The 6,065-nt window shown below is 44.1% G+C and carries 7 protein-coding genes; 1 reads left to right on the forward strand and 6 read right to left on the reverse strand.

What is annotated here, in order from left to right; translation table 11 throughout:
* The 3 genes from gndA to ACRRU2_RS22940 all read right to left on the reverse strand — a co-directional run bounded on the left by gndA (position 1) and on the right by ACRRU2_RS22940 (position 3,114).
* Positions 1 to 1,407 (reverse strand): NADP-dependent phosphogluconate dehydrogenase, encoded by a 1,407-nt coding sequence (gene gndA / locus ACRRU2_RS22930; protein ID WP_331698820.1) that lies wholly within the window; start codon positions 1,405 to 1,407, stop codon positions 1 to 3.
* A gap of 146 nt (positions 1,408 to 1,553) precedes the next feature.
* On the reverse strand, positions 1,554 to 2,315 hold the full coding sequence (locus ACRRU2_RS22935) for an SDR family oxidoreductase (protein WP_432505286.1): 762 nt from the start codon (positions 2,313 to 2,315) through the stop codon (positions 1,554 to 1,556).
* A 67-nt stretch (positions 2,316 to 2,382) separates the two neighbouring features.
* Positions 2,383 to 3,114, reverse strand: a complete 732-nt coding sequence (locus ACRRU2_RS22940; protein WP_432505289.1) for a class I SAM-dependent methyltransferase — start codon at positions 3,112 to 3,114, stop codon at positions 2,383 to 2,385.
* 223 nt (positions 3,115 to 3,337) lie between these two features.
* On the opposite strand from ACRRU2_RS22940, the gene ACRRU2_RS22945 reads away from it, so the two are divergent.
* Positions 3,338 to 4,321: an NAD(P)/FAD-dependent oxidoreductase gene (locus ACRRU2_RS22945; RefSeq protein WP_432505291.1), complete on the forward strand. Its 984-nt coding sequence runs from the start codon at positions 3,338 to 3,340 to the stop codon at positions 4,319 to 4,321.
* 109 nt (positions 4,322 to 4,430) lie between these two features.
* Here ACRRU2_RS22945 and ACRRU2_RS22950 read toward each other — a convergent pair whose 3' ends face one another.
* The 3 genes from ACRRU2_RS22950 to ACRRU2_RS22960 all read right to left on the reverse strand — a co-directional run bounded on the left by ACRRU2_RS22950 (position 4,431) and on the right by ACRRU2_RS22960 (position 5,800).
* A complete protein-coding gene (locus tag ACRRU2_RS22950) occupies positions 4,431 to 5,084 on the reverse strand; it encodes a helix-turn-helix transcriptional regulator (RefSeq protein WP_331698816.1) in 654 nt (217 codons plus the stop codon).
* Positions 5,085 to 5,180: 96 nt separating this feature from the next.
* A complete protein-coding gene (locus tag ACRRU2_RS22955) occupies positions 5,181 to 5,372 on the reverse strand; it encodes a hypothetical protein (RefSeq protein ID WP_331698815.1) in 192 nt (63 codons plus the stop codon).
* A gap of 41 nt (positions 5,373 to 5,413) precedes the next feature.
* On the reverse strand, positions 5,414 to 5,800 hold the full coding sequence (locus ACRRU2_RS22960) for an iron chaperone (RefSeq protein WP_331698814.1): 387 nt from the start codon (positions 5,798 to 5,800) through the stop codon (positions 5,414 to 5,416).
* Positions 5,801 to 6,065 lie beyond the last annotated feature (265 nt).

Raw genomic sequence — 6,065 nt, forward strand, 5'->3', positions numbered from 1 at the left:
TTATTTATTCCATTCAAAATGGAAGCTGCCTTCCTTGTCCAATCGCTCGAAGGTGTGAGCACCGAAGAAATCACGCTGCGCCTGCAGCAAATTCGCAGGAAGATATTCCGTGCGATACGCATCAAAGTAAGACAGCGCTGCTGCAAAAGCTGGAATTGTAATGCCGCTTAGCGCTGCGATCGACACAACCTCGCGCCAAGCGCTCTGATATTCATTCACAATACCTCGGAAATAATCATCCACCAGCAAATTTGGAAGCGCTGCGTCCTTCTCGAACGCTGCTTTGATTTTATCTAGAAACTGAGCCCGGATAATGCAGCCGCCGCGGAAAATCATCGCAATATTGCCGCACTTCAAATCCCAGTTGTATTGATCGGATGCTTGCTTCATTTGAGCAAAGCCTTGCGCATAGGAGCAAATTTTGCTTGCATACAGCGCCTTGCGGACCAGCTCGATAAATTGCTTGCGGTCGCCCTTATAGATTGGGCTTGGCTTATCAAAAAGCTTGGCAGCATGCTTGCGCTCATCGCCAAGTGAGGATAAGAAGCGCATAAATACAGACTCTGTTATTACCGGAAGCGGTACGCCTAAATCAAGCGCATTTTGTGAAGTCCACTTACCAGTCCCTTTTTGTCCAGCAGAATCCTTAATGACTTCAACCATAGGCTTGCCCGTTTCTGGATCAACCTTGGTGAAGATTTGCTCTGTAATTTCAATCAGGTAGCTGTTCAGCTCGCCCTCGTTCCACTCCTTGAATATGCTGTGCAGCTCATCCGCCTCTGCGCCAATGATTTCTTTTAGCAAATGGTACGCTTCGCAAATCAGCTGCATATCGCCATACTCGATGCCGTTATGCACCATTTTTACGTAATGGCCAGCTCCGCCTGGACCGATATACGTGCAGCATGCATCGCCGTCTACTTTTGCAGAAATGGCGGTCAGGAACGGTTCAACATGCGCGTAAGCTTCCTTTGTGCCGCCAGGCATAATCGCAGGTCCCTCCAAAGCACCCTGCTCTCCGCCAGATACGCCAGAGCCGACAAACTCGATGCCATAGCTTTCCAGCTCGATCGTTCTGCGCTCTGTATCCATAAAATAGGCATTGCCGCCATCAATAATAATATCCTGCTTGTCCAGCAAAGGAATAAGCTGCTCGATTGTCGCATCTGTCGCTTTGCCTGCCTGCACCATCAGTAAAATTTTACGCGGCTTCTCCAGCGCAGCTACAAAATCAGCCAGCTGCTCATAGCCATATAACTGACGGCCTTTCGCTTCCTCCATCAGCTCAGCTGTTTTACTATAAGAACGGTTGTATACCGCTACCTGAAATCCACGGCTCTCCAAATTGAGCGCCAAATTTTTGCCCATTACCGCAAGACCGATTACACCGATTTGCTGCTTGCTCATTGCACAAATCTCCCTTTCCTGTCGAGCCTCATAACAACGTTGTTATAAAGCTGCAAAAAAATATATTTATTTGCAAGGATAAACGGCTTCCGCCGTCCTTGGACGAGCGCGTTTACCGATGAAATATAAGAACAGTTAAGAACCCATTAAATAGTCATTGCTCCATAGCCGCCATCCACACGCAGGAAGCTGCCTGTTACGAAGGAGGAAGCTTGCTTGGATGCCAGGAACACAACTGCGCCCTTCAATTCATCCGGATTGCCGAAACGATTCATTGGCGTATGACGCATAATCGATTCAATACGGTCCGGCGAAAGAATTTTCTTGTTTTGCTCTGCCGGGAAAAAGCCCGGAATAATTGCATTTACTCGCACACCCTCTTGCGCAAATTCACGCGCTAAAAACTGGGTAACGCTATTGACGCCTGCTTTGGACGCCGAATAAGTAAACACTCTGGACAGCGGCGTAGTAGAGGAAACAGATGAAATGTTAATGATGGAGCCGCCATTCCCCTGCTCGATCATTTTCTTTCCAAACACTTGGCTTGCGAGCACAATGCTCTTCAAATTGACATCCATAATGCGGTCCCATTCTTCCATCTCAAGCTCAAAAAATGGCGTTGAGCTATTGGTGCCAGATGCATTCACAAGAGTATCCACTGAACCGCCCCATGCCAATACATCAGCAAGCAGCTTTTCCAAATCTTCCTTCTTGGAAGCATCCGCCTGAAATGCAGCTGCAGTGCCGCCTCCAGCTTCAATTTGCTGAACAACTGCATTTGCTTTCTCCATATTACGTCCTACTACTGCTACCTTGGAGCCTGCCTCCGCCAGCGCTGCTGACATGGCACCGCCTAATACACCGTTGCCGCCAATCACAACGGATACTGTATTTTGCAAATTAAACATCGTATTCCCTCCATTTTTAACAACGTTGTTATTTAACTATAGCGAATTTCTATTCTTCTGTCTACCGTCATTTTTGGGCTGCAATCATTAAAAAAATAGGCCGTCTTAATTCATCCTTCATCCCTGCAATCGTGCTGAGCATTTCCTCGGATGGCTTCGGTTCCGCAATCTGCTTAATCTCAAAGCCGGCTCGAATAAGAGTGTTCATATAGGTCGCTGCCGTCCGGTGATACTTCATAACATCATTGCCGAGAAATGAGGTTTCTCTTAAGCCTTCGGCATGATAATGATCAACCGGCCAGTGCATTATTTCTCCCTTGTCATCATAATGCCAATCCTGCGCAGCAAGTGCAGTAAATACAGGATGCTCTACCGAAAAAATAAACGTACCTTCTGCAGAGAGCATAGCGTATACCTTTTGAACGGTTTCATCGAAGGATTCCACATAGTGCAAGGCAAGCGAGCTAATTACGACATCGAATTGCCCATTTTCAAAATCAACATCCTCTATAGCTTGCTGCAAGTACTTAATTTGCGGATCATCGGTCATTTCTCTAGCTTTGTTCAGCATATTCGCAGAAATATCAACACCGGTTACTGAGCTGGCCTGCTGATCGCGCGCATAGCGGCAATGCCAGCCAAATCCGCAGCCAAGATCCAACACTCTTTTTCCTTTCAGCTCAGGAAGCATAGCTTTTAACTCATGCCATTCCCCTGCAGCGCTTAAGCCGCTGATCGAGCGAGGCATCATACTGTATTGTTCAAAAAAAGCGGCATTATCATATTTGTTTTGTTTCATCGTCATTAACGCCTTCCTGTAAGTTATAGGTTTGGATAATTATTTATATTTATTTCAACACTTCTTTTAAAAAACCTGCATTTTTAAGCGAATAGTCAGCACAGCTGCGGCCAGATGTTCAATCCTTTTTCATAAGATGCAGCTAGCCTAATTACTTTTTATACATTATACTATAATATATATTAAAAAGTTGGGAGAGATCATATTGCAATCGGATGAAACAATGTCATTTACAGATATTACGATTATAGGCGGCGGACCTGCAGGCATGTTCGCTGCTTTCTATGCCGGGATGCGTCAGGCCAGCGTGAAAATTATTGACAGCATGCCGCAGCTTGGCGGACAGCCTATCGCGCTTTATCCCGAAAAATATATATATGATGTAGCTGGTTTTCCTAGAGTAACAGCAGCACAGCTGACTGCTAATCTAATTGAACAAATGAGTTTGTTTCCTGTCGAGGTATGCTTGGAGGAAAAGGTACAAAACGTTATTAAGCATGATGAGCGCCATTTCGAGATTGTGACAGATAAAGCTGTCCACTATAGCAAAGCAATTATTATAACTGCTGGCGTCGGCGCTTTCGAACCGCGGCGTTTGGAGCTGGAGCATGCTGAACGTTTTGAGAAAGAAGCCAATCTTCATTATTTTATCAATGATCTGAATCAATTTGCGGGTAAGCAAGTCGTTATTAATGGTGGCGGAGATTCCGCAGTAGATTGGGCGCTAATGCTCGAGCCTATTGCAGAAGCGGTGACGCTGATCCACAGGCGCGATAAATTCCGTGCGCACGAGCATAGTGTGGAGAAATTGATGGCTTCCAAGGTTAATGTCGTAACACCAGCTGAAATTACAGAGCTGCATGGAAATGATCAAATCGAGGAAATAACTATTACTTTCGCGAAGTCAGGCGAGCAAAGAAAAATAACCTGTGACGCGCTTATCGTAAACTTCGGATTTATTTCCTCACTTGGCCCTATTGCAGAGTGGGGGCTTGAGGTGCAAAGCAACTCCATCGCGGTCGATACACGAATGGAAACGAATATCCCTGGCATCTTCGCTGCTGGCGATATTACGGCTTACCCAGGCAAAGTCAAGCTAATTGCTGTAGGATTCGGCGAGGCGCCAACTGCCATTAACAACGCCAAAGTGTATATCGATCCAACAGCCAAGCTTTCACCAGGACATAGCAGCAATATGAAGCTGTAGCCACAAGGATTAGCGGCTTCCGCCGTATGAATATGATTCGTGATTCGTGTGTGCAAACTTATTAACCCCTTTTATTAATAAAAAACAGTGAGCAATCTTCATGATCGCATCACTGTTTTTTCTCTTTTCTTGCTTTAATGGAATAGGTACAGCGCTGTCCGCCATCCGCAAGGCAGTCTGTTCTGGTCACTTCTGCATCACCAAGCAGTGATCGGAACATTTTTAGCTCGCACTGGCATGCATGCTTATATTTGCCGGCTACCTGCTTAATAGGACAATTATGCTCTTTTAATAAATACTCTTCCTCATTAATTTGCTCCAGCTCTACCATATAACCGTTCTCATTTTGAATACTGGCAAGCAGCGCAACACGCTCAGCAATATCCTTCCCTTGCATGCTCGTATCATATTTTTTAATCAGCTTGTCTTTACGGCCCTCAAACAGCTTCTCTACCGCTTCTTCGCCAAAATAATCCTCCAGCTCATGAAGCAGCTCCAAAGTCAAGGTATGATATTTATTAGGAAAAAAACCGCTCGCTTGCTCTGTTAATTCATACACAGCCGTCGGTCTGCCCATAGATTGCCTGATTGTTTGTGAAGTAATCAAATTATCGCGCTCCAAAGACTGGATATGGCGCCTGACAGCCATAATCGTTATGCCCAGCTCTTCCGTAAGCTCCTTCGTGCTTAGCGCGCCTTTCGTTTTTAGAAGATGAAGAATATATTCTCTTGTTGAAAGCTCACCCTGATCCGAATTCGCCATGTGCGATCACCATCCACATCTTTCATTAAAAGCTTTAAAATAATTATTATATTACAATCATACCATGTTTAAAATTTGAATGCGGATGTAAATAATTCATTTCATTTTTCTATAAATAAAAATTAACATGACAAATATTAGCCACGGCAAAATATAGGCTGTAATCCACTCAAAAACGGATCTTAAAAACTCCCAGCCTTCATTCATTTGAGCACCATAAAAACCTACGTAAATAATGAAAAGAAACAACATGCCATACGCTAATAAAAAGCTTCTTTTGCCAAACATGTACTCCCTCCACCTGCTTTATCGTTAAAATCTATGAACCATCATTTCTTCTTGCGCTTGCTGTTAGCCTTTTCTATGTTGGCGGCAGCTCTATATTTTACAATTCTGCTTATAAGATCGTGGGGCATTGGAGCATGGATTGGAAACTGCAGCGTCCCCTTCGATTTATGATAAGGCTTGACCTCTTCTTGAAAAGCTTCAATACCGCTTGGTGCGGGATAAAAACCGATATGATTTTTGAACGCGGCAAAATGAACCAGATTACCGTGCAGCTCGAAGGTAGGCATCTGATAGCTGATCTTCTCCTTGGCTTCTGGCACTGCCTCATGTATAACTTGGCGTATAGCTTGAAGAATTGCTTGAATATCCGGGTGGAATGCTGCAATATATTCATCGATGGAGTCAAATGTGATTTTATTATTATTCATACTATCAACTCTCCTCGTTCAAGCTTGACTTGTATGATCTATTATAACATATGAACTTCACTACTTTGGTTGTTGTTACAGCTCAAAAAAAGTAGTTTGAGGATGCACCGGGCGATTGTGTATGATTTTTCATATACATTTGTAGTTTTCGAGGTATTTTAGCGCAATGTATATGAAATTTCATATACAATTTGCCGTTTTGACGTGGCGCCGGGCGATTGTGTATGATTTTTCATATACATTTGTAGTTTTCGAGGTATTTTAG

The organism is Paenibacillus sp. GXUN7292, from assembly GCF_050864975.1.
Classification (GTDB): Bacteria; Bacillota; Bacilli; order Paenibacillales; family Paenibacillaceae; genus Pristimantibacillus.

Coding starts and splice junctions, on each gene's coding strand:
- gndA (WP_331698820.1), bottom strand. CDS start 1,407: ATGAGCAAGCAGCAAATCGGTGTAATCGGTCTTGCGGTAATGGGCAAA.
- ACRRU2_RS22935 (WP_432505286.1), bottom strand. CDS start 2,315: ATGTTTAATTTGCAAAATACAGTATCCGTTGTGATTGGCGGCAACGGT.
- ACRRU2_RS22940 (WP_432505289.1), bottom strand. CDS start 3,114: ATGAAACAAAACAAATATGATAATGCCGCTTTTTTTGAACAATACAGT.
- ACRRU2_RS22945 (WP_432505291.1), top strand. CDS start 3,338: ATGTCATTTACAGATATTACGATTATAGGCGGCGGACCTGCAGGCATG.
- ACRRU2_RS22950 (WP_331698816.1), bottom strand. CDS start 5,084: ATGGCGAATTCGGATCAGGGTGAGCTTTCAACAAGAGAATATATTCTT.
- ACRRU2_RS22955 (WP_331698815.1), bottom strand. CDS start 5,372: ATGTTTGGCAAAAGAAGCTTTTTATTAGCGTATGGCATGTTGTTTCTT.
- ACRRU2_RS22960 (WP_331698814.1), bottom strand. CDS start 5,800: ATGAATAATAATAAAATCACATTTGACTCCATCGATGAATATATTGCA.